This is a genomic window from Noviherbaspirillum sp. ST9, assembly GCF_048799745.1.
Lineage (GTDB): Bacteria > Pseudomonadota > Gammaproteobacteria > Burkholderiales > Burkholderiaceae_D > Noviherbaspirillum.
The window spans coordinates 369,665-391,011 of record NZ_JBLWFR010000007.1 but is presented as its reverse complement, the minus strand read 5'-3'; the positions used below and the strand labels follow the sequence as shown (position 1 = coordinate 391,011).

The following is a 21,347-nucleotide window of genomic DNA, read 5'->3' as shown; positions in this document are numbered from 1 at the left end:
ATGACGCAACTCGATCAATTCCTCGAACGCGCGGAAGCGCTGCTGACGCGCCTCGAAGCCTTCCTGCCGCACGCCGCGCGCGACGTGGACTGGGATGTTTCGAACGCCTTCCGCTGGCGCAAGCCGGGTGGCAAGGGCAGCCGGGGCTACCTGCAGCCGGTGGCCCATGTGGCACGCATCGCCTTTTCCGACCTGCACAACATCGAGCCGCAGAAGCAGCAGATCGAGCAGAACACGAAGCAGTTCGTCGAAGGCCGCCCGGCCAACAATGTGCTGCTGACCGGTGCGCGCGGCACCGGCAAGTCCTCGCTGATCAAGGCTTGCCTGAACCAGTACGCGTCCCAGGGGCTGCGACTGATCGAAGTCGACAAGGACGACCTGGGTGACCTGCCCGACATCGTCGATCTCGTCGCGGGGCGACCCGAGCGCTTCGTCATCTTCTGCGACGACCTGTCTTTCGAGGAAGGGGAGGGCGGCTACAAGGCGCTGAAGGTGGCGCTCGACGGTGGCCTGACGGCGCAGTCGGACAACGTTCTCATCTACGCGACCTCCAACCGCCGCCATCTCATGCCGGAGCGCATGTCGGACAACGCAACCTACGTGCACACCGAGGACGGCGACCTGCACCCGGGCGAAACGGTCGAGGAAAAGATTTCGCTGTCCGAGCGCTTCGGCCTGTGGGTGTCCTTCTATCCGTTCAAGCAGGACGATTACCTCGACATCGTGGGGCACTGGCTGCGGCACTTCGGCTGCAACGCGCAGCAAATCGAGGAGGCCCGGGCCGACGCCCTGCGCTGGGCGTTGCAGCGCGGCTCCCGGTCGGGCCGCGTGGCCTGGCAATTCGCCAAGGACCATGCCGGGAAGATCCGGCAATAAGGCTTTCCCCGCATGTCAAAACCAACAGCATCACCGATCGATGTCGCCGTCGGCATCCTTATGAAACCGAACGGCGACGTGCTCCTCGGCCAGCGTCCCGACGGCAAACCCTACGCCGGCTACTGGGAATTCCCTGGCGGCAAGGTGGAGCCGGGAGAAGACATCCTCGATGCGCTCAAGCGCGAATTCGTGGAGGAGCTTGGCGTGCAGGTGCTCTCGGCCGAACCGTGGTGTGGTGTCGAGCATGTCTACCCGCACGCGCATGTCCGCCTGCATTTCTACATCAGCCGCGAATGGTCCGGCGAGCCGCAAAGCCTGGAAGGGCAGGCGTTTGCCTGGCAGGGGACGCTCGGCGTCGAGCCACTGCTACCGGCGACCATCCCCCTGATTGAGTGGCTGGATCGCATTCGCTATACAGATCTGGCGGCGTAACACCCTGTATACTTTTGAATACGATGTACATTTTATTGTACAGCCTGTTCCGCTCAGTAAATATCCTTTCCTTTCAATTGCTTAGGTCGTGACCGAACGTCCGCTGTATATTTTTGTATACACCCAGCTCGCCTGGCATATTGCTCGAATTTCAGCTAACTCCTTGAATTAATTGAACTAATTCTTCTGGCACGCCAGTTGCTGAACTGTTGCGAAAGATGACCGGTACAGGCCTAGCCCGGTCGATGACACGCAACGAGGGGACAATGGCGGATCGGGAAAAGCAAGCCGGAGCGGTACTTACCATCGACCTGGGGGCGATTCGCGCCAACTATCGCTTCCTGCGCTCTCAACTCGCCGGCGCAAGCTGCGGTGCCGCCGTCAAGGCCGATGCTTACGGGCTCGGTGCCATTCACGTTGCCAAGGCGCTCGCAGCGGAAGGCTGTGACCACTTCTTCGTTGCCCATCTCGATGAAGGCATCGCGCTGCGTCCGCACCTTCCAGCCTCTGCGGACATCTTCGTCCTGCACGGACCGCTGCCGGACACCGAGCTCGAGTTCGTCGAGCATCGCCTGATTCCCGTCTTGAACAGCGCGTCGCAAGTCGCCGGCTGGCGCCAGGCAGCACGTATCGCCGCTCGCCGCTTGCCCGCGGTCGTCCAGGTCGATACCGGCATGTCGCGTCTCGGACTGTCGCGCCAGGAAGTCGAGAACTGGCTCTACGACCCGGATTTCCTGCGTGGCATCGACTTGTGCTACCTCATGACCCACCTTGCCTGTGCCGAGCGCCAGGACCATCCGATGAATGCCGCGCAGCTGGAAGCATTCCAGGCATTGCGGAAAAAGCTTCCGCAATGCCGCACGAGTTTTGCCAATTCGTCCGGAATTTTTCTCGGTCAGAAATACCATGGCGACCTCGTCCGCCCCGGTGCGGCGCTTTACGGAATCGCACCCGTCCAGGGCGCATCCAATCCCATGCAATCCGTGGTAACGCTGAAGGCGCGGGTAATCCAGACACGCGTCATCGACCGCGGCGACTGCGTGGGCTATGGCGGCACCTATCGCGCGGCCGGGCGCCGAAGGATTGCTACGATCGCGACCGGGTATGCGGATGGATGGCTGCGCAGTTTCAGCGGACGCGGTTTCGCGCATGTCGATGGCGTTCCGGTACCTGTCGTCGGCAATGTGTCGATGGACACGCTTGCCCTCGATGTGACAGACGTGTCGGCCGACCGCGTCCACGCCGGCGCATATGTCGATCTCATTTCCGCTTCGCAGCCCGTGGACGACGTCGCCGCACTGGCGGGAACCATCGGCTACGAAATCCTGACGAGCCTCGGCGCACGTTATCACCGCGACTACGTCGATACGCAAACACCGCGCGCGGCGCAACGCCAGCCATCAACCGAATTCAGCATTTGACCACCTAGCAGAGGGACTATCGTGAAAGTTATCGTATTGGGAAGCGGCGTCATCGGAACCGCATCGGCCTATTACCTGGCGCAGCAGGGCCACGAGGTGACGGTGATCGACCGCCAGCCGGCGGCCGGCCTCGAGACCAGCTATGCCAATGCCGGTGAAGTCTCTCCCGGCTATTCCGCGCCCTGGGCTGCACCTGGCATTCCGGTCAAGGCAATGAAATGGCTGCTGATGCGCCACAGCCCGCTGGTGATCCGCCCGGGTGTCGATCCCGACATGTGGCGCTGGGTGTTCCAGATGCTGCTCAACTGCACCACGTCGCGCTACGAAACCAACAAGGGTCGCATGGTCCGCCTCGCCGAATACAGCCGCGACTGCCTGATCGCGCTGCGTGCGGCGACCGGCATCAGCTACGACCACCGTACCCAAGGCACGCTGCAACTGTTCCGCACGCAGAAGCAGCTCGATGCGTCCGCGAGCGACATCGCCGTCCTGCAGCGTTATGGCGTCCCGTATGAAGTCCTTGATCCGGCCGGCTGCGTCGGTGTCGAGCCGGCGCTCGCCAACGTGCGCGAGAAGTTCGTCGGCGCACTCCGCCTGCCGAACGACGAGACTGGCGACTGCTTCAAGTTCACCCAACAGCTCGCCGCCATGGCCGAGCAGGCCGGCGTGACGTTCAAGTACGGCGTATCGATCCAGCGTCTGCTCGCCGACGAACGCAAGATCACCGGCATCCGCACCTCGGAAGGCGACCTGAAGGCCGACAGCTACGTGCTGGCGCTGGGCAGCTATTCGCCGCTGCTGCTGCGCGACATTGGTATCCGCGTTCCGGTCTACCCGATCAAGGGTTACTCGATCACGGTGCCCATCCACGACGCCAAGTTCGCGCCGGAATCGACCATCATGGACGAAACCTACAAGGTCGCCATCACCCGCCTCGGCGACCGCATCCGCGTCGGCGGCACGGCCGAAATCTCCGGCTACGACCTCACCCTGCGCAACGCACGCCGCGAAACCCTGGAACACTCGGTGGTCGACCTGTTCCCGAAGGGCGGCGACGTGGCGAAGGCGGAATTCTGGTGCGGCCTGCGTCCGATGACGCCGGACGGCACGCCGGTCATGGGGCCGACGCCATACCGCAACCTTTTCCTCAACACCGGCCATGGCACGCTCGGCTGGACCATGGCCTGCGGCGCGGGCCGCGTACTGGCCGACCTGGTATCCGGCAAGCGGCCGGAAATCGATACGGAGGGACTGTTCATGGATCGTTACGGCAAGAGCAACCGCCCGATTGTCGTTCCGCAAGAGGTGCGTGCATGAACGCCCGTGCCATGGAGACGCCTGGCATTCCGGAGTTCCTATTCGGCGACCAGCAACTGCATGCACGATTTTCCATGGCCATTGAACTGCTGGCCCGTATCGTCATCGCCAATCCCAAGGCGGTAACGACGACGGCGCTGGCGGAGTCCCTCGGGCAGAGCGCACGCGCGGTGCGCATTTTGCTCGGCAACCTGTCACAGTCCGGCCTGCTCAGCCGTGACGAAAAGACGCGCGATGCCTGGTATTGCGCGTCACCCTTGGGCACGATTACGCTGGCTGATGTATTTCGCAGCGTGGCCGGCGCCGCCGAGGAGTCTCGGCGCAAAAAGACCGAGCCTGCGGCGGACGAGGCCCGCTCGGCCGCACAGCAGAGCGTCGACCTGCTGCTGATGCAAGCCACCATGTCCATCAACCAGGTCGTCCTGCAGCACCTGCAGGCCTTCGACCTTGGGCGGCTGAAGGCAGTGCGCGCATCCGGCGGGCTGCATCCTTTCACCTATTCGACGCGGACGTACATCGCCGAGCCGGTATAGCTTGTCGCCCGTGCGGCGGGCAGGTAAAGTGGCCACGATTGGAGCCTTCCCGGCTCCGCATCCTTTGGCTCCCGAGAAACGAGTACCGTCGACCATGCGTATCGATGTCCAGTTTGCCGACCGTGTAGGCATTGCGCACGAAATCCTGGCTGTGCTGGCACGCCGCAACATGAACGTGGTCGCAGTGGAAGTCGATTCCTCCGACGTCTTCATCGACATTCCCGAACTGACGGAAAACCTGGTGCCGTCGCTGCGCGCGGACTTCATGCGCGTCTCCGGCGTGCTCGACGTCAAAGTCGTCGATGTCCTGCCCGGCGCCCGTCGTCGCTTGCACCTCGACACGCTGATGGCCGCCCTGGCCGATCCCGTCATGGCCGTGAACGCGGACGGCCGCATCGTGGCTGCCAATGCCGCGGCGGCGGCTGTCGCCGACATGAGCGAGAGCGAGCTGAACGGCAAATCCCTGCACGAGCTCTTCGGTGAAACCAGCCTGCAGGCGGAATTGCTGGAAACCGGCTTTCAGGCGCCACCGCGCGAGGTACGCCTGCAAGGACAGCCTTTCCTGCTCGAAGTCACACCCGTCTCGGAGCCGATCAACTCGGCCATCGGACAGACCATCGGTGGCGTGATTACCCTGCACGCGCCGCGCCGTCTTGGCGGCCGTCTTCACGCGCTCCAGCATGGCGGGGGCGGTTTTGACGCGATCATCGGTGATTCCGAGCCAATCCGTGCGCTGAAGGCTCGCGCCGCCCGCGTCGCGATCGTCGATGCGCCTCTGTTGATCGCTGGAGAAACCGGTACAGGCAAGGAACTCGTCGCGCAGGCGTGCCATGCCGCCAGTTCGCGGAGCGGCGCTCCATTTTTGGCACTCAACTGTGCCGCGTTGCCTGAGAGCCTCGCCGAGAGCGAACTCTTCGGTTATATGTCCGGCGCGTTTTCCGGTGCGCAGCGCGGCGGCAAGCCCGGCCTGATCGAAATGGCCGACGGCGGAACGGTTTTCCTGGATGAAATCGGGGAAATGTCGCTCTACCTGCAAGCCAAGCTGCTGCGCTTCCTGAACGACGGCAAATTCCGTCGCATCGGCAGCGACCGGGAAATCAAGGTCAATGTGCGCATCATCAGCGCCACCCATCGCAACCTGTCGAAAATGGTGGCCGACGGCGCCTTCCGCGAAGACCTGTTCTACCGCCTCAACGTGCTGCATCTGGAAGTGCCGGCTTTACGCGAACGGCCCGACGACATCCTCCTGCTGGCACGGCACTTCATCGAACGCGCCTGCGCGCAGGCGCAAAAGCCCATATGCCGGCTGAGCGCCGAAGCTTGCGCCGCACTCGTGGCAAACCATTGGCCGGGCAATGTCAGGCAGTTGCAGAACGTGGTATTCCGCGCCATTACGATGAGCGACAAGCGCGTTCTCGACGCTGCGGACCTCGATCTTGCCGAGGGCAGCATCATGACGGCGGAAGCGGCCGGAAACGGCCATGAAGGACAGGATTGGGACAGTTCGATGGAATCCTTCGAGCGCGCTTTTCTCGAGCGCCTCTATCCGCAGTATCCGTCCAGCCGCAAGCTCGCGGCGCGGCTCAAGACCTCGCACTCGATGATCGCGAACAAACTGCGGAAATACGGGATTCCGGGATCAAACCGGTAAGACGGAAGATCAGTGCGGCAGGTCACCGTCGTCGAGTTCTTTGGGAGGATTGACGGCGGGGATGGTGTATTTCTCCTCCGCCCACGCCCCCAGGTCGATCTGCTTGCATCGCTCGGAACAGAACGGACGGTACTTGTTCGCCTCCGTCCACTCGACTTTCTTGCCGCAAGTGGGGCAATCAACTACGGTTGCCATGAAACACCTCAGAAATTACACAAAGCCAGCTCGAATGGTACATCGTTCTCGAACGACTTCGGTTTCATGTCGCCGTCCTGCGAGGTGAAGCGCACCCACAGCATGTACTTGTTGGCGGAGATTTCCGGAATGGCTCCGAGTGCATCGTCAATACCGAGGCGAAGCATCTGGTACACCTTGCCCTGCAGCATTTGCTGGTAGCTCCCGGCTTGCGCGATGGTCTTGGTGGAGCGGCCGGATTCGCGCAGCAGGCGCAACACGACGCTGATCGCGTCAAAGAGCGGTACCAGCGGCGCAAACCAGCCGGAAATGTCGTTGAAGCGCTGCTGCGGCGAGCGTTGCTGCCACGCGTAGTACGAGGGCAGGTCGAATTCGCAGGCGCCGCCAGGAATGATCGTGCGGCCGCGAATGCTCATCAGCCATTCGTTGTCGCGGATGTTCTGCCCGGTCTTGCCTTGGGAGCCCATGAGCGCCACGAGACTGCGATCCACGTCGGAAAGCACTTCGTCGAGGCGTTCGGACGCGACATTGGGATTGGACTTGAAACCCAGCAGGGTCTGCTTCTGGCGCTCGAGTTCCTGCAGCAGGTCCGATTTCAGGTCGGCACGGCCTGCGACTTCGAGCATTTCGAAAATCGTGGCGAGCGCAACATGGTGCTGCTGCGGATGCTCCTGGTGCAGGAAAAAGATGAACTTCTCGTAAAGGTCTTCCAGCCGCAGCAGAGTGCGAATACGCTCATTGAATGGGTATTCGTAGATGATCAAAGTGGCGTCCCTTTAGCAATAAAGGTTGGGCTGGAAATAATTACGTGATTCTGAACGAACCCATAAAAAAATACAAATATTGCAGGTCAAGCAAATCCTCCCCGAGACGGGCATTGCAAATACGTTATCCGTTTGCCGCCGCCAGGGAAGTATACAGCGCATGGAGTTTATCGACTTGCGGCACGAGTGCCATCGCATCGCCGTCGTTGTCGATCACGTCGTCTGCTGCCGCGAGGCGGTCGCTTCGCGAAGCCTGCGCCGCCATGATGGCGCGAATCTGCGCTTCGGGCAGTCCGCTTCTGCTCATCACGCGGCGCACCTGCGTCTCTTCAGCGCAATCGACGACGAGCACGCGGGTGACGCGCTGCTTCCATGAGCCGGACTCGACGAGCAACGGGACGGCAAATACGACATACGCCCCCCCGGCCGCCTCAGCGGCCTTTTCGGTTTCGATCCTGATCAAGGGATGCAGAATCGCCTCGAGCCGCGCTTTCGCTGCCGGTTCGGCGAACACGTAGGCTCGCATCTTTGCCCGGTCCATGGCGCCTTCCGGCGTGAGGAAGGCGTCGCCGAATTGCGCACGGATCTCGTTAATCGCCATGCCGCCGGGAGCGGTCAGTGCGTGCGCAATCTGGTCGGTATCGATGATGGCCGCGCCGCGGGCCGCCAGCATGTCGGCGACGGTTGTTTTCCCGCTCCCGATTCCGCCGGTAAGTCCGACGGAGAACGTGCGGGTGCCGCCAGTGGAACCCGTCATGCTAGACCGCGAACCCGAGATAGGTCTGTGCCAGCGGTTTGCCGTAGAACAGGGCGATGACGCCGGCGGCCGCGAGGTAAGGGCCGAATGGAATAGGGTTGTGCCGTCCCAGCCGGGACAGCAGGATGAGCGAGATGCCGACGACCGCGCCGACGACAGAGGACAGCAGGATGATAATCGGCAGCATCTTCCATCCCAGCCACGCCCCCAAGGCGGCAAGGAGTTTGAAATCGCCGTAACCCATGCCTTCCTTGCCGGTCGCAAGCTTGAACAGCCAGTAGACAGTCCACAGGCTGAGGTAGCCGGCGGCCGCGCCAATGACCGCCTCGTGAAGTGGAACAAAGGTGCCGTTCAGATTCACCAGCAATCCGCACCACAGCATCGGCAGGGTCAGGTCATCCGGCAGCAACTGGGTGTCCGCATCGATGAAGGTCATGGCGATCAGCAGGTAGGCGAACAACAGTGTCGCCAGCCCTGCCATCCCGCTGCCGAAGCGCCAGACCAGGATCGCCGAGAGCGTGCTGGTCAGCAGTTCGACCATCGGATAGCGGATGGAAATCGGGGCCTTGCACTTGCGGCATTTCCCGCCAAGGAAGAGGTAGCTGATGACCGGGATGTTTTCCAGCGAAGTGATGCGGTGCCCGCAGTGGGGGCAGGCGGATCGCGGCACCATCAGGTTGTATCGATCCGTGTGCGGCAAATCCTTGCCGCTTTCATGCGCGACATAGTTGTCTGACTCCCGCTGCATCATCCTGGGCATCCGATGGATCACGACGTTCAGGAAGCTGCCGATCATCAGACCGAAGATGGCGGCAACGACTGTAGGAAACGTAGTTGCAGGCGGAGCCGAAAAAATGAGATCGAGCATCAGACAACCGCGCCGAGCTTGAAGATTGGCAGGTACATCGCGACGACGATGCCGCCGATCAAAACACCCAGAATCGCCATGATGAGCGGCTCCATGAGGCTTGAAAGCGACTCAACCGCATCGTCAACCTCAGCCTCATAGAAATCGGCGACCTTGCTGAGCATCTGATCAAGCGCGCCCGATTCTTCGCCGATCGCAACCATTTGTGTGACCATGTTTGGAAACACGTTCGCGTTTTGCATGGCACTTGTCAGGCTCGTACCGGTGCTTACCTCGGTCTGGATTTTCTTCGTCGCTTCAACGTAAAGAATGTTGCCAGATGCACCGCCGACGGAGTCGAGCGATTCGACAAGGGGGACGCCCGCAGCAAACATGGTGGCCAGGGTACGTGTCCATCGTGCGATCGTTGCCTTGCGAATGACTTCGCCGAAAATCGGTGCCTGCAGCAGTAGTTTGTCCATGACACGCTGCACTTTTGCCGAGCGCTTCCACGACTGGAAAAAGAGATACAGGGATGAAAACAGACCACCAAAGATGATGTACCAGTAGGCGACGAAGAAGTCGGACATGGCCATCACCATGAGCGTTGGCGCCGGCAAATCCGCGCCGAAACTCGTGAAGACTTCCTTGAACGCCGGTACGACCCAAATCATGATCACCGAAGTAACAACAAACGCCACGACGAGAATCGAGATCGGATAGAACAATGCGGACTTGATCTTGCCCTTGATTGCCTGCGTCTTTTCCTTGTAGGTTGCGAGGCGGTCAAGCAGGCTTTCCAGAATACCGGCCTGCTCGCCGGCTGCGACGAGATTGCAGAACAGGCCGTCGAAGTACATGGGGTACTTTCGGAATGCCTGGTTCAGGCTGCTGCCGGTCTCGATGTCCGTTTTGATGTCTTGCAATAACTTTGAAACGGAGGGATTGGAGTGGCCCTTGCCAACGATGTCGAAGGATTGCAGCAGCGGAACGCCGGCTCGCATCATTGTCGAAAGTTGCCGGGTGAACAGCGTAATGTCCTTGTCGGTAATCTTTTTGCTGGAACTGAATGACTTCTTCTTGACCTTCGTAACCAGGATGCCCTGCCTGCGGAGCGTCACATTGACAATGGTTTCGCTGCCCGCGCGAAGCTCACCCTTGACGATTTTTCCAGCCTTGTCCTTGCCTTCCCAGGTGTAGATAAGTTCTTTCGCGCCTACGGTCTTAGTGGCACCAGTTGCCATGTTCTACCCCTAACAATTTATGCGTTGGTACAGCCGAGCACTTCCTCGAGGCTCGTCAGCCCCGACTTGACCTTCACCAGGCCTGCCTCGCGCAGCGTCTTCACGCCTTCGACCTTGGCCTGGTGCTCGATCTCAAGGGCGGTTCCATGGGCAAGGATGATGCGTTCAATTTCTTCGGAGATCGGCATGATCTGATATATGCCGACGCGTCCCTTGTAGCCGCTGCCGTTGCAGCGATCGCATCCGACAGGTTTGTACGGCATCCAGGTGCCGTCCAGCTCTTCTTCCTTGAAACCTGCCTCGAGCAAGGCTTCGTCCGGTATCGCAGTGGGCTGTTTGCAGGTGCACAGGCGGCGGGCAAGCCGCTGCGCAGTAATCAGGATGACCGACGACGCGATATTGAAGGGGGCAACGCCCATGTTCATCAAACGTGTGAGGGTCGATGGCGCGTCGTTGGTGTGCAGCGTCGAGAACACCATGTGGCCCGTTTGCGCTGCCTTGATTGCAATATCGGCTGTTTCAAGATCGCGGATTTCACCGACCATGATGATGTCCGGATCCTGGCGCAGGAATGCCTTCAGCGCAGCCGCGAAGGTGAGGCCCGCGCGGTCGTTCACGTTGACCTGGTTGACGCCGGGGAGGTTGATTTCGGCAGGGTCTTCAGCGGTCGAAATGTTGATGCCGGGCTTGTTCAGGATGTTCAGGCAGGTATAGAGCGACACCGTTTTGCCGGAGCCCGTCGGTCCGGTCACGAGCACCATGCCATAGGGACGTTCAATCGCCTTGAGCAGCAACTCCTTCTGGTCCGGATCGTAACCCAGCGCATCGATACCCATCTGCGCCTGGGACGGATCGAGAATACGCATCACGATCTTTTCGCCGAACAGGGTGGGCAGGGTGCTGACGCGGAAATCGATGGCCTTGTTCTTGGACACGACCAGTTTCATGCGGCCGTCCTGCGGCACGCGCTTTTCGGAGATGTCCAGCTTGGAAATCACCTTGATGCGCGAGGCGAGCTTTTCCTTGATTGCTAGCGGCGGCTGGGCGATTTCGCGCAGCACGCCGTCGATGCGGAAACGAATGCGGTAGAACTTCTCGAAGGGCTCGAAATGAAGGTCCGACGCGCCCATGTTGATCGCATCGAGCAGGATTTTCTGCAGGAAGCGGACCACCGGCGCGTCATCGATGTCGCTGCCGGAATCCGCTTGCGGCGAGGCCGCCGCTGCTTCCTCGTCGCCGAAATCGATATCGGAATCGTCGCCAATCAGTTCGTCTAGATGCTGCTCGGCGCTTTGGCTCAGCTTTTCAATCAGGTGCAGCAGGACCGGATGCTCGACGATCACCGGTTCGACCGTCATCTCCGTCTGGAACTTGATCTGGTCCAGGGTATGCGTATTGGTCGGGTCGGAGATCGCCACCGATACCTTGTTGCCCCGCTTGGCGAGCGCGATGACGCGCTCCTTCAGCATCAGCTTCGCGTCGATGACGTTTTCAGGCAGATAGCTGAGGTTGTAGGCCGACACATCGATGATGGGATAACCGAAGGTCTCGGAGCAAAACGCGGCCAGCGATCGCGCATCGAGGGCAGCGCTGCTCAGCAGTACGTCGATGAATGGCGTCTTGTCCGCCTGAGATTGCTTGTGAAGCGCCTCGGCTTGCTGAGCGGACAGGCGCCCGGCTTGCACTAAGGCGCGTGCAAGACCAGACATCATCGGGCTGGTAGCCTGATTGGGGAGAACTGCCGCCATTTAATAAGCCGGATTTCGAGTCACAATCGTCCAAGTTGCGTTAGATAATGCCTATAGGCATCTGATTTGTAAAGATAATGTGACAAACAGTCATCATCATCCTGCAGGAGTGTGACGCCACAGAAACGTCTTTCGCGGAAATCTGTAACAGTATGTAAAACCCGCATTAGATCCGTATGACTTTCACAACCTTGATTGCCTGGTTCTGCGACTGGATGGTTTCGACAATACATCCCTCCAATTTCAGGCTCACATGGGCTTCCGGGATGTCGCGAAGCTCCTCCAGCAGCAAGCCATTCAGCGTCTTCGGGCCGTCCAGGGGGAGGTTCAGGCCAAGATGCTTGTTGATTTCGCGAAGTGGCGTCGCCCCTTCAAGCAAACACTCCCCTTGCTCGTTCCATCCAAACGAATCGGTGCGCGACGCGCCTGGCATGGATGTGGTGAACTCTCCGATCATCTCCTCGATGATGTCCTCCAGCGTCACAAGTCCCTGCACTTCGCCGTATTCGTCGACGATGATGCCCAGGCGTTCGTGGTTTTCCTGAAAATACTGAAGTTGCGTAAAGACGCCCGTGTCTTCAGGAATAAAATAGGGTGGCGTCAACAGTTCGCGGAAGTGCTCGACGGTCAGTGTCTCTTCATGATTGAAAAGCGCCATCGCTTTGCGCACGTGGAGGATGCCGACGATGCGATTGATCTCGCCTTCGTACACCGGCAGCTTGTTGTGGTAGCAGGTGGTCAGCTGGCGCACGATTTCTTCCACGGGAACGGCAAGGTTGAGCGCCTCGATCTGTGACCGCGGCGTCATGACGTCTTCCACCGAGATCTGTTCGAGTCCGAAAAGGTTGAGCAGGATGCTCTTGTGCTTTTGCGGAATGAAATTACCGCCTTCGAGAACGATGGTGCGCAGTTCTTCTGCCGAAATCGCGTTCTCGACCGGCTTTTCCGGTACGCGCAGCAGACGCAACAGGCGCCTGACGAGCAAATTGGTCAGCCACACCAGAGGACTCATGACAATCGTCAGCAGTCGCAGTACCGGCGCGATCAGAAGCGCGATGCGCTCAGGGTAGGTTGCACCGATCACCTTGGGCGTCAGCTCTGCAAAAATGATGATGGCAAATGCCACTCCGGTCGAGGCGATGGCCAAAGCATACTGGCTTTCACCGAAGTAGTGGATTGCGAAGGTTGCGGCGAGCGCGGAGGTCGCCGTGTTCGCCATGTTATTGCCAAGCAGGATGACGCCGAGGAGACGTTCGGTTTGTTCAAGCAGGGAGAGGACAAGCGTGGCGCGTCGATTGCCCGCATTGGCAAGATGCCGGATGCGGTAACGGCTCAAGGCCATCATCGCCGTTTCCGAGATTGAAAAAAAACCTGAGATGAGTAACAGTAAGACGAGCCCGAGAATCTGGGCCCATAAGGGAACGGCATCCAAAGGGTCACCGTAAGGAAATCTGCATATTGGAAGTTTGCATATGCAAAATTGGTCGGGGTGAGAGGATTCGAACCTCCGGCCTCTACGTCCCGAACGTAGCGCTCTACCAGGCTAAGCTACACCCCGATTGCTGTATCAACGGATGATCAATGATTCCGATGAACCGCGAAAGCGCATAATTGTAGCAGAGAATCCTTGAAAACGCTATGCGGCATCGACGAAATTGCATTTGCTGCGCGCGCGGATGCTTTTTCGGCCGCCTGCATCGTGTATTCCAAGGCGCCCGAGCCCGTAATCGCGCTCAAGATTTCGTCGAAATGCTGCTCGTCACCGTTCTCGATGCAGGCGCGCACGAGATCGCGTTGCGTCGGCGTGCCGTTCTGCATGAGGTAAATCAGAGGCAGTGTCGGCTTGCCTTCCCGAAGGTCGTCGCCAACATTCTTGCCAATGTCGGCTGCATTGCCGGAGTAATCGAGCACGTCATCGACAAGCTGGAACGCAGTGCCGATCGATCGTCCAAATTCAGCCGCAGCTTCGATTGCATCGTCGGACGCCCCGGCGATCAGTGCGCCCAACTGCGCGGCTGCCTCGAACAGCTTGGCGGTCTTGGAGCGGATCACCTGCAGGTAGCGCTCTTCAGTCACGTCCGGATCGTGCATGTTCAGCAGTTGCAGCACCTCGCCTTCGGCGATGACATTGGTGGCGTCGGCGAGGATCTGCATCACGCGCATGTTTTTCACCGCGACCATCATTTGAAAGGCGCGCGAATAGACGAAATCGCCGACGAGGACCGAAGCAGCATTGCCGAACAGCGCGTTGGCTGTCTTGCGTCCGCGGCGCAAGGACGATTCGTCCACAACGTCATCATGCAGCAGGGTGGCAGTGTGGATGAATTCCACGACTGCTGCCAAGTCGTGATGATGGGTGCCCTTGTAGCCATAGGCATTCGCCACCAGGAGGACCAGGACCGGCCTGATCCGCTTGCCTCCGGCGCTGATAATGTATTCCGCAATCTGGTTAACCAGGGGGACTTCCGAATACAACTGGCGGCGGATGACAGCGTTGACAGCTTCCATGTCGGCGCTGATCGGCTGGATGATGGTGTTCTGGGAGGTGGGTTGGAGGGCGGCAGACAAGGTAAACCTGCGAAAAAACGTGAATTTCGTGAATTATACGCTGACAATCCCCCGCTTCTGCCATGGATATGGTAGTTGCCATTTTCTCAATTGGCATTTTTGCCCTCCATTCAGCGGCTGAAAGCAGGTTTTGACCCCAGAGCTAAGTCTATGTATAATTAGGGGTTTTCCTGATTCCGCCAGCTGATTCAGCGGAGTGCCAGGAGAAAAAGTTCATTCACAATCATTCGATGAGGTTTCACATGTACGCGGTCATAAAAACCGGCGGCAAACAGTATAAGGTTGCTGCTGGCGAAAAACTCAAAGTAGAACAGATACCGGCTGACATTGGTTCCGAAATCACTCTCGATCAAGTGCTCGCAGTGGGCGCTGGTGACACCATCAAGTTTGGTGCTCCGCTGGTCGAAGGTGCCAAGGTCCAGGCTACGGTAGTGGCGCACGGTCGCCACGACAAGGTGAAGATTTTCAAGATGCGCCGCCGCAAGCACTACCAGAAGCGTCAAGGCCATCGCCAAAACTACACCGAACTGCAAATCGTTTCGATCAACGCTTAATTCCTGATCGAACACACCGGATACCAAGGAGTCTGAAATGGCACACAAAAAAGGCGGCGGCACTACGCGCAACGGTCGCGATTCCGAGTCGAAACGACTGGGCGTCAAGGTTTACGGCGGCCAGGCAATCAATGCAGGCGGCATCATCATTCGTCAGCGCGGCACCCGCGTGCACGCTGGTGAAAACGTCGGCATGGGCAAGGACCACACCCTGTTCGCTCTGATCGACGGCAAGGTGCAGTTCACCACCAAAGGCCCGCTGCAGCGTCACACCGTGACCGTCGTTCCGGCTTAATGCGGAACTGACACGGCAGCAAAGGCGAAAGCCTTCGACTAAAAGGCTCTGCCGATGGTAGGGCCTTTTTAGTTTGTAGCATCATATTCATTCATCTCTATCAAGCGCCATTTTTGGCGGCAAAACATGAAGTTCATCGACGAAGCAAAAATTGAAGTGATTGCTGGTGACGGCGGTAACGGCGTCGCGTCGTTTTGCCGCGAAAAATTCCGGCCGTTCGGCGGCCCGGATGGCGGCGACGGCGGCAAGGGTGGCAGCATTTGGGCGACCGCCGACCGCAATATCAACACCCTGGTGGATTACCGCTATTCCAAGCTGCACAAGGCGCGCAGCGGCGAAAACGGCCGCGGCTCCGACTGCTACGGAAAGGGCGCAGACGACGTCGAGCTGCGGATGCCGGTCGGCACACTGATCAGCGACATTAACACCGGTGAAATCATTGCCGATCTGACCGAGCACGGTCAGCGCGTCATGCTGGCCAAGGGCGGCGAGGGCGGCTGGGGCAATATCCATTTCAAGTCGTCCACCAATCGCGCACCGCGCCAAAAGACGGACGGCAAGCCTGGTGAGCGTCGTGAGCTCAAGCTGGAATTGAAAGTGCTGGCGGACGTCGGCTTGCTCGGTATGCCGAACGCGGGCAAATCGACGTTCATCACGGCGGTCTCCAACGCACGGCCGAAAATCGCCGATTATCCGTTCACGACGCTGCACCCGAACCTCGGGGTCGTGCGGGTAAGCCACGAGAAGAGTTTTGTCATTGCCGACATCCCCGGCCTGATTGAGGGTGCCGCGGAAGGAGCCGGACTCGGGCATCAGTTCCTGCGCCACCTGCAGCGCACGCGCGTGCTCCTGCACATCGTTGACATTGCCCCGTTCGACGACAAGGTCGATCCGGTAAAAGAGGCAAAGGCAATCGTCAAGGAGCTCAAGAAGTACGACGAATCGCTTTATGAGAAGCCGCGCTGGCTGGTGCTGAACAAGCTTGATGTGGTGCCGGAAGAAGAGCGCACGAAGCGCGTCAAGGATTTCGTCAAGCGCTTCGGCTGGAAGGGGCCGGTTTTTGAGATCTCCGCGCTGACGCGGGAGGGGTGTGAAGACCTGATCATCGCGATCTACGAATACCTCGCCGAACAACGCACCCAGGAATATCGCGCGGAAGAAACGAAGATGGCGGAAGAGGCGCGTGGCATCGTGTCGATCGATCCCGACGATCCCCGTTTCAAGGTTATCGAATAACAACAGGTCACGCCATCCTCTGGCATGATGGCGGTTTCTGATAAAGAACAATGAATTCCGTCATCCAAAAGGCCAAGCGCCTCATCATCAAGGTCGGCTCCTCGCTCGTGACGAACGACGGCAAGGGGTTGGACAACGCCGCCATCGCGAAGTGGGCGGAGCAGATCGCGCATCTCCGGTCGCTCGGCAAGCAGGTCGTGCTCGTTAGTTCCGGCGCGATCGCCGAAGGCATGCAGCGGCTTGGATTCGACAAGCGCCCGACGGAGGTGCACGAGTTGCAGGCATGTGCCGCAGTTGGCCAGATGGGCCTCGCGCAGATTTACGAAACCAGCTTCCGCCAACACAACCTGCGCACCGCGCAAGTCCTGCTGACCCACGCCGATCTCGCCGATCGAGAGCGTTACCTGAATGCGCGCTCGACCCTGTTCACCCTTCTGCGACTGGGTGTCGTGCCCATCATCAATGAAAACGACACGGTCGTGACGGACGAAATCAAGTTCGGTGACAACGATACCCTCGGCGCATTGGTCGCCAACCTGATCGAGGGTGATTCCCTGATCATCCTGACCGACCAGAAAGGGCTGTTTACCGCTGATCCACGCAAGGACCCGGCGGCGACCCTGGTGCGAGAGGCGAAGGCCGGTGACCCCGCTCTTGAAGCGATGGCAGGCGGGGCGGGGACCGGCATTGGGCGCGGCGGCATGCTCACCAAGATCCTGGCTGCACGTCGTGCCGCAACGTCCGGCGCGCACACCGTGATCGCCTGGGGGAGGGAGGAGCAGGTCCTGACGCGCCTGGCTGCCGGCGAAGCCATCGGTACGCAGCTGGTTGCCCAGACGGCTCAGCTCACGGCGCGAAAGCAGTGGATGGCGGATCATCTGCAGACGGCGGGCAGGGTTGTGTTGGATGCAGGCGCGGTGCAGAAACTGACAGCCGAAGGAAAGTCCCTGCTGCCCATTGGCGTTATCGAGGTGTCGGGCGAATTCGGGCGTGGAGATGTCATCACGTGCACCGACGAAACAGGCCGCCCGGTTGCGCGTGGCATCAGCAATTACGCGAGCTCGGATGCGCGCCGCATCATGCGCAGGCCGTCAACGGAAATTCTGTCGATCCTCGGGTTCGTGGAAGAGCCTGAGCTGGTCCATCGGGACAACCTGGTCCTGCTCTGATAAACACCGGACGCGCAGTCCGGTTTCCATTCAACGGTTGCTTTGCGGTGCCAGGGTTTGCCCTTGGCGAAGGCGTTGGACGATGTCTTCCGCCGAGCCGGCGACCGTTTTCTCCACGCAGAAGAAATCCTTCGTCAGCGCCGCGTGCTGTCGATTGGCGGCGTTCGACTGAATCCGCTCCCACTGGTCGCGATGCGAACGCGACCAGCTCCCGTCATTGCGGCCGAATGCGTACAGCTTCCGCTCATAGGTCGCGCAGCGGATGCCTTCGTAGCTGATGTTCTTTGCGCCCGCGTCGCTCACCGCAGCGAGGGTGTAGCGAATCACGCCGTCCTGTCCCACGCTCACCGAGCGGGTATCGATTGCAAAGGATTGTGTCGCCGTGGCGCTGACGTAGAACGGAACGAGGTCGCCCGGCTGGGGCGCCGCAGGCAACTGGACCGCAATCTCCTGCCAAGGTTTATCCTTGTCGTCGAAATCTTCCTCGAATCGCGACTGCGCATGGGCGACGGCGGCGACCATCAGGAGGGTCGCCGCCACCACGGTGTGGAATTTATCTGCCATCAGGATTCAGTCTTTGGTTTTGCCGCAACAGGTTGCGCATTGCCGCCTGTGCTGCGTGTGCCGTGGTTCTGCCTCAGGTAGCGCGCGCCGTTACGCTGCGCATTGCCGCCCGACGGTCGGGTCAGGAAGCGCGACAGCTCCTGCAGCGCCTTCTGGTACACGTCACGCTTGAATTCAATGACCACGTCCAGCGGCACCCAGTAGTCGTGCCAGCGCCATGCATCGAATTCGGGATGGTCGGTTCCGCGCAGGTTGATGTCGCAATCGCGGCCCACCATGCGCAGCAGGAACCAGATCTGCTTCTGTCCACGATAGTGTCCACGCACCTCGCGCTTGATGAAACGGTCCGGAACTTCGTAGCGCAGCCAGTCGCGTGTACGTCCAATGATCTTGACATGTTCGGCCTTCAGGCCGACTTCTTCTTCGAGCTCCCGAAACATGGCCTGCTCGGGTGTTTCGCCGAACTTGATGCCGCCCTGCGGGAACTGCCAGGAGTGTTCCCGCACCCGCTTGCCCCACCACACCTCGTTGTTGGCGTTAAGCAGGATAATGCCGACGTTCGGGCGAAAGCCTTCACGATCCAGCATGTTGCACCTCAAAACTTTCTGCGGCTAGACGATCCTCATCGTTACAAATTTTGCACGTGTAATCACACGCAGCCATCATCCGGTGCCCTAACTGCGGGCCCGGTGTGAATCAAATATGTCGGGAAAGGATGCATCAGCCAGCTAATCCTTTAAAATTGAGTCGATTATAACTCTCTCTTTTTAAAAAGAATTCACCGTCATGCGCGCATCACGTTTTTTTATTTCCACTCTCAAGGAAGCTCCGTCGGACGCTGAAATCGTCAGCCACAAGCTGATGATGCGCGCGGGGATGATCAAACGCCTCGGTTCGGGCATCTATACCTACATGCCAATGGGACTGCGCGTGATCCGCAAGGTGGAAAACATCATTCGCGAAGAAATGAACCGGGCCGGCGCCGTCGAGCTGCTGATGCCTGTCGTGCAACCGGCCGAACTGTGGCAGGAGACCAATCGCTGGGACAAGATGGGCCCCGAGCTCATGCGCGTGAAGGACCGCCACGGCCGCGACTATGCGATCCAGCCGACGTCCGAGGAAGTGATCACGGACGTGGTGCGCACCGAGATCAAATCGTACCGCCAGCTGCCGATCAATTTCTACCATATCCAGACCAAGTTCCGCGACGAGCGCCGCCCGCGCTTCGGACTGATGCGGGGACGCGAGTTCACCATGAAGGATGCCTATTCCTTCGATCGTGACGTGGAGGGCATGCAGAGGTCGTACAAGATCATGTACGACGCGTACGTCGCCATCTTCAACCGTTTCGGCCTGCAGTTCCGCGCGGTGGCTGCGGACAACGGCGCGATTGGCGGATCCGGCTCGCACGAGTTCCATGTGATTGCCGATACCGGCGAGGATGCGCTGGTGTACAGCCCGGAATCCGATTACGCAGCGAATATCGAGGCAGCGGAAGCCGTCGCCCTGACGGCGACCCGCGACGCAGCGACGCAGCCCTTGGTCAAGACGCCTACACCCGGCAAGGCCAAGTGCGAGCATGTGGCCGAACTGCTGGGCCTGCCGCTGGCGCAGACAGTGAAATCCATCGTCCTCGCCGTCGACAAGGAAGGCGCGGAAAGCGAAATCTGGCTGCTTCTGCTGCGCGGCGACCACGACCTGAATGAAGTCAAGGTCAGCAAGGTCCCGGGACTGTCGACCTTCCGTTTCGCCAGCGAGAGCGAAATTCTCGAGTGCTTTGGCACCAAGCCGGGCTACCTGGGGCCGATCGGCACGAAGAAGCCGGTCAAGGTGGTGGCGGACCGCACGGTCGCCAACATGAACGATTTCGTCTGTGGCGCGAACGAAGAGGATTATCACTTCACCGGCGCCAACTGGGGTCGCGACTTGCCGGAGCCGGTTGTTGCCGACATTCGCAACGTCGTGGCCGGCGACCCCTCGCCCGACGGCAAGGGCACGCTCGCCATCCAGCGCGGCATCGAGGTAGGTCATGTATTCCAGCTGGGCACGCGCTATTCCGAAGACATGAAGGCGACGTACCTGGATGAAACCGGCAAGCCGCAGTCGATCCAGATGGGCTGCTACGGCATCGGTGTTACCCGTATCCTCGGCGCCGCCATCGAGCAGAATTTCGACGACAAGGGCATCATCTGGCCGACCGCCATTGCGCCTTTCGAAGTCGTGCTGTGCCCGATGGGCTACGACCGCAGCGAAGCGGTGAAAGCCGAAACGGACAAGCTGTATGACGCTCTGCTGGCGGCCGGCGTCGACGTGGTGCTCGATGACCGTGGCGAACGTCCGGGGGCGATGTTCGCTGACTGGGAACTGATCGGCGTGCCTCATCGTGTGGTCATCGGCGACCGCGGCCTAAAGGACGGCAAACTGGAATATCAGGGCCGGCGCGACACGGCTGCAACGGCCGTGCCGATGGCGGAAATGGCTGGCTTCATCAAGGCGCGTATTTCCGCGTGATAAAAAAGGGGCAGGGCACATGGTGCGGCTTGTGAAGAAATGTGTGCTTGCTGCCCTGCTGGCGCTTTCAGCGACAACCTTTGCCGGAAACCAGAAAGAAGAAGCGTTGGCAGACGGCGTCCGCCTGGCACTGGCGAACGCGATTGCCGATGCACGCCCGCCCAAGCCGCAATTTGTCAGTATCGAAGAACGCATCAAGTACCTGCACTGGCTTGGCGAGATGTCCACGCGCCTCAAGAAGCGCCTGCCGGACTGGCAGGTGCGCCGGGAATTCCTCGAGACAACCTGGTATGAGGCCAAGCGTGCGGGGCTCGATCCTGCACTCGTGCTCGGCCTGGTCCAGGTTGAATCCGCCTTTCGCAAGTACGCGGTTTCGCCCGTAGGGGCGCATGGCTACATGCAGGTCATGCCATTCTGGACGCGTGTAATCGGCGATGGCGACCGCCGCAAGCTCTTCCATATGCAAACCAATCTCCGCTACGGGTGCTCCATCCTGCGGCTTTATCTCGACCAGGAGGCGGGCAATCTCTACCTGGCCCTGGGTCGTTACAACGGCAGCCGCGGCCGGCCGGAATACCCAAACGCGGTACTGGCGGCCTGGAAGCAGTGGGAATTCCAGGCAGTCCCCGCAGTGGCACAGGCGAATCCTCAATAATTCTCAGCGT

The 21,347-nt window shown here is 59.8% G+C and carries 22 protein-coding genes and 1 tRNA gene; 12 read left to right on the top strand and 11 right to left on the bottom strand.

Annotated elements, in window-relative coordinates:
- From ACNOHI_RS18475 to ACNOHI_RS18450, 6 genes are all read left to right on the top strand, one after another.
- Positions 1–876 (top strand): ATP-binding protein, encoded by an 876-nt coding sequence (locus tag ACNOHI_RS18475; RefSeq protein ID WP_420476142.1) that lies wholly within the window; start codon positions 1–3, stop codon positions 874–876.
- 12 nt (positions 877–888) lie between these two features.
- Positions 889–1,308: an NUDIX domain-containing protein gene (locus ACNOHI_RS18470; protein WP_420476141.1), complete on the top strand. Its 420-nt coding sequence runs from the start codon at positions 889–891 to the stop codon at positions 1,306–1,308.
- 266 nt (positions 1,309–1,574) lie between these two features.
- Positions 1,575–2,729 carry an alanine racemase gene (gene alr / locus ACNOHI_RS18465; RefSeq protein ID WP_420476140.1) on the top strand — a complete coding sequence of 385 codons (1,155 nt, stop codon included), beginning with the start codon at positions 1,575–1,577 and terminating at the stop codon, positions 2,727–2,729.
- A 21-nt stretch (positions 2,730–2,750) separates the two neighbouring features.
- Entirely contained in the window at positions 2,751–4,046 is a 1,296-nt protein-coding gene (locus ACNOHI_RS18460; RefSeq protein ID WP_420476139.1) for a D-amino acid dehydrogenase, read from the top strand.
- Positions 4,043–4,579: an Rrf2 family transcriptional regulator gene (locus tag ACNOHI_RS18455; protein ID WP_420476138.1), complete on the top strand. Its 537-nt coding sequence runs from the start codon at positions 4,043–4,045 to the stop codon at positions 4,577–4,579. Before ACNOHI_RS18460 ends, ACNOHI_RS18455 begins: the two co-directional genes overlap by 4 nt.
- Before the next feature lie 94 nt (positions 4,580–4,673).
- Entirely contained in the window at positions 4,674–6,230 is a 1,557-nt protein-coding gene (locus ACNOHI_RS18450) for a sigma 54-interacting transcriptional regulator (RefSeq protein ID WP_420476137.1), read from the top strand.
- Between the two features lie 9 nt (positions 6,231–6,239).
- Here ACNOHI_RS18450 and yacG read toward each other — a convergent pair whose 3' ends face one another.
- From yacG to ispB, 9 genes are all read right to left on the bottom strand, one after another.
- Positions 6,240–6,425 (bottom strand): DNA gyrase inhibitor YacG, encoded by a 186-nt coding sequence (yacG, locus tag ACNOHI_RS18445; protein WP_420476136.1) that lies wholly within the window; start codon positions 6,423–6,425, stop codon positions 6,240–6,242.
- A gap of 8 nt (positions 6,426–6,433) precedes the next feature.
- Positions 6,434–7,189, bottom strand: coding sequence for a cell division protein ZapD (gene zapD / locus ACNOHI_RS18440; RefSeq protein WP_420476135.1), 756 nt, complete (start codon positions 7,187–7,189; stop codon positions 6,434–6,436).
- A 124-nt stretch (positions 7,190–7,313) separates the two neighbouring features.
- The gene (gene coaE / locus ACNOHI_RS18435) at positions 7,314–7,946 is read right to left on the bottom strand and encodes a dephospho-CoA kinase (protein WP_420476134.1); all 633 of its coding nucleotides are present in this window, start codon (positions 7,944–7,946) and stop codon (positions 7,314–7,316) included.
- Position 7,947: 1 nt separating this feature from the next.
- The gene (locus ACNOHI_RS18430; RefSeq protein WP_420476133.1) at positions 7,948–8,814 is read right to left on the bottom strand and encodes a prepilin peptidase; all 867 of its coding nucleotides are present in this window, start codon (positions 8,812–8,814) and stop codon (positions 7,948–7,950) included.
- Positions 8,814–10,037 carry a type II secretion system F family protein gene (locus ACNOHI_RS18425; RefSeq protein ID WP_420476132.1) on the bottom strand — a complete coding sequence of 408 codons (1,224 nt, stop codon included), beginning with the start codon at positions 10,035–10,037 and terminating at the stop codon, positions 8,814–8,816. Before ACNOHI_RS18425 ends, ACNOHI_RS18430 begins: the two co-directional genes overlap by 1 nt.
- Positions 10,038–10,054: 17 nt before the next feature.
- Positions 10,055–11,785: a type IV-A pilus assembly ATPase PilB gene (pilB, locus tag ACNOHI_RS18420; RefSeq protein ID WP_420476131.1), complete on the bottom strand. Its 1,731-nt coding sequence runs from the start codon at positions 11,783–11,785 to the stop codon at positions 10,055–10,057.
- A gap of 166 nt (positions 11,786–11,951) precedes the next feature.
- Positions 11,952–13,217 (bottom strand): HlyC/CorC family transporter, encoded by a 1,266-nt coding sequence (locus tag ACNOHI_RS18415; protein WP_420476130.1) that lies wholly within the window; start codon positions 13,215–13,217, stop codon positions 11,952–11,954.
- A gap of 49 nt (positions 13,218–13,266) precedes the next feature.
- Positions 13,267–13,343: transfer RNA gene (locus ACNOHI_RS18410), tRNA-Pro, on the bottom strand.
- Positions 13,344–13,363: 20 nt separating this feature from the next.
- Entirely contained in the window at positions 13,364–14,353 is a 990-nt protein-coding gene (ispB, locus tag ACNOHI_RS18405; protein WP_420476129.1) for an octaprenyl diphosphate synthase, read from the bottom strand.
- Between the two features lie 242 nt (positions 14,354–14,595).
- Here ispB and rplU point away from each other — a divergent pair, with 242 nt between their 5' ends.
- The 4 genes from rplU to proB all read left to right on the top strand — a co-directional run bounded on the left by rplU (position 14,596) and on the right by proB (position 17,607).
- Positions 14,596–14,907 carry a 50S ribosomal protein L21 gene (gene rplU / locus ACNOHI_RS18400; protein WP_057290114.1) on the top strand — a complete coding sequence of 104 codons (312 nt, stop codon included), beginning with the start codon at positions 14,596–14,598 and terminating at the stop codon, positions 14,905–14,907.
- Positions 14,908–14,944: 37 nt separating this feature from the next.
- Complete coding sequence (rpmA, locus tag ACNOHI_RS18395) at positions 14,945–15,202, top strand: 50S ribosomal protein L27 (protein WP_420476128.1); 258 nt, start codon at positions 14,945–14,947, stop codon at positions 15,200–15,202.
- Positions 15,203–15,328: 126 nt separating this feature from the next.
- Positions 15,329–16,438, top strand: a complete 1,110-nt coding sequence (gene cgtA / locus ACNOHI_RS18390) for an Obg family GTPase CgtA (RefSeq protein WP_420476127.1) — start codon at positions 15,329–15,331, stop codon at positions 16,436–16,438.
- Between the two features lie 50 nt (positions 16,439–16,488).
- On the top strand, positions 16,489–17,607 hold the full coding sequence (proB, locus tag ACNOHI_RS18385) for a glutamate 5-kinase (RefSeq protein ID WP_420476126.1): 1,119 nt from the start codon (positions 16,489–16,491) through the stop codon (positions 17,605–17,607).
- A 30-nt stretch (positions 17,608–17,637) separates the two neighbouring features.
- On the opposite strand, the gene ACNOHI_RS18380 is transcribed toward proB, so the two are convergent.
- Positions 17,638–18,171, bottom strand: a complete 534-nt coding sequence (locus ACNOHI_RS18380) for a CNP1-like family protein (protein ID WP_420476125.1) — start codon at positions 18,169–18,171, stop codon at positions 17,638–17,640.
- Complete coding sequence (locus tag ACNOHI_RS18375) at positions 18,171–18,758, bottom strand: RNA pyrophosphohydrolase (RefSeq protein ID WP_420476124.1); 588 nt, start codon at positions 18,756–18,758, stop codon at positions 18,171–18,173. The genes ACNOHI_RS18380 and ACNOHI_RS18375 overlap by 1 nt, the downstream gene beginning before the upstream one ends.
- A 199-nt stretch (positions 18,759–18,957) precedes the next feature.
- Between ACNOHI_RS18375 and ACNOHI_RS18370 the strand changes: the two genes are divergently transcribed.
- Positions 18,958–20,682 carry a proline--tRNA ligase gene (locus ACNOHI_RS18370; RefSeq protein ID WP_420476123.1) on the top strand — a complete coding sequence of 575 codons (1,725 nt, stop codon included), beginning with the start codon at positions 18,958–18,960 and terminating at the stop codon, positions 20,680–20,682.
- 19 nt (positions 20,683–20,701) lie between these two features.
- The gene (locus ACNOHI_RS18365) at positions 20,702–21,337 is read left to right on the top strand and encodes a lytic transglycosylase domain-containing protein (protein ID WP_420476122.1); all 636 of its coding nucleotides are present in this window, start codon (positions 20,702–20,704) and stop codon (positions 21,335–21,337) included.
- The last annotated feature ends 10 nt before the right edge of the window (positions 21,338–21,347 follow it).

Bases quoted from the DNA above. Each gene is read 5' to 3' on its own strand.
- rplU (WP_057290114.1), top strand. From the start codon at position 14,596: ATGTACGCGGTCATAAAAACCGGCGGCAAACAGTATAAGGTTGCTGCT.
- ACNOHI_RS18380 (WP_420476125.1), bottom strand. From the start codon at position 18,171: ATGGCAGATAAATTCCACACCGTGGTGGCGGCGACCCTCCTGATGGTC.
- ACNOHI_RS18375 (WP_420476124.1), bottom strand. From the start codon at position 18,758: ATGCTGGATCGTGAAGGCTTTCGCCCGAACGTCGGCATTATCCTGCTT.
- yacG (WP_420476136.1), bottom strand. From the start codon at position 6,425: ATGGCAACCGTAGTTGATTGCCCCACTTGCGGCAAGAAAGTCGAGTGG.
- ACNOHI_RS18455 (WP_420476138.1), top strand. From the start codon at position 4,043: ATGAACGCCCGTGCCATGGAGACGCCTGGCATTCCGGAGTTCCTATTC.
- ACNOHI_RS18450 (WP_420476137.1), top strand. From the start codon at position 4,674: ATGCGTATCGATGTCCAGTTTGCCGACCGTGTAGGCATTGCGCACGAA.
- ACNOHI_RS18365 (WP_420476122.1), top strand. From the start codon at position 20,702: ATGGTGCGGCTTGTGAAGAAATGTGTGCTTGCTGCCCTGCTGGCGCTT.
- rpmA (WP_420476128.1), top strand. From the start codon at position 14,945: ATGGCACACAAAAAAGGCGGCGGCACTACGCGCAACGGTCGCGATTCC.
- alr (WP_420476140.1), top strand. From the start codon at position 1,575: ATGGCGGATCGGGAAAAGCAAGCCGGAGCGGTACTTACCATCGACCTG.
- coaE (WP_420476134.1), bottom strand. From the start codon at position 7,946: ATGACGGGTTCCACTGGCGGCACCCGCACGTTCTCCGTCGGACTTACC.
- ACNOHI_RS18430 (WP_420476133.1), bottom strand. From the start codon at position 8,814: ATGCTCGATCTCATTTTTTCGGCTCCGCCTGCAACTACGTTTCCTACA.
- proB (WP_420476126.1), top strand. From the start codon at position 16,489: ATGAATTCCGTCATCCAAAAGGCCAAGCGCCTCATCATCAAGGTCGGC.
- ACNOHI_RS18470 (WP_420476141.1), top strand. From the start codon at position 889: ATGTCAAAACCAACAGCATCACCGATCGATGTCGCCGTCGGCATCCTT.
- cgtA (WP_420476127.1), top strand. From the start codon at position 15,329: ATGAAGTTCATCGACGAAGCAAAAATTGAAGTGATTGCTGGTGACGGC.
- ACNOHI_RS18475 (WP_420476142.1), top strand. From the start codon at position 1: ATGACGCAACTCGATCAATTCCTCGAACGCGCGGAAGCGCTGCTGACG.
- pilB (WP_420476131.1), bottom strand. From the start codon at position 11,785: ATGGCGGCAGTTCTCCCCAATCAGGCTACCAGCCCGATGATGTCTGGT.
- ACNOHI_RS18370 (WP_420476123.1), top strand. From the start codon at position 18,958: ATGCGCGCATCACGTTTTTTTATTTCCACTCTCAAGGAAGCTCCGTCG.
- ACNOHI_RS18425 (WP_420476132.1), bottom strand. From the start codon at position 10,037: ATGGCAACTGGTGCCACTAAGACCGTAGGCGCGAAAGAACTTATCTAC.